Origin of the sequence: Microseira wollei NIES-4236 (assembly GCF_020521235.1) — a bacterium.
In the GTDB taxonomy this organism is placed as follows: domain Bacteria; phylum Cyanobacteriota; class Cyanobacteriia; order Cyanobacteriales; family Aerosakkonemataceae; genus Microseira; species Microseira wollei.
Genome location: NZ_BLAY01000704.1, coordinates 1 through 257, shown reverse-complemented (window position 1 = coordinate 257; position 257 = coordinate 1). Strand labels below are relative to the sequence as shown.

Here is a 257-nt window from a genome sequence, read left to right as displayed (position 1 = left end):
CCAGAGGCTCAGCCTCGCCAAACTCGTTCCCAGGCTCAGCCAGGGAACAAGATCCCAGAGGCTCAGCCTCGCCAAACTCGTTCCCAGGCTCAGCCAGGGAACAAGATCCCAGAGGCTCAGCCTCGCCTAACTCGTTCCCAGGCTCAGCCAGGGAACAAGATCCCAGAGGCTCAGCCTCGCCTAACTCGTTCCCAGGCTCAGCCAGGGAACAAGATCCCAGAGGCTCAGCCTCGCCAAACTCGTTCCCAGGCTCAGCC

General features: G+C 61.9%; 1 pseudogene. It reads right to left on the bottom strand.

The features are described 5' to 3' along the window. Positions 1–257, bottom strand: a pseudogene (locus MiSe_RS50310) (hypothetical protein); the annotation flags it as partial.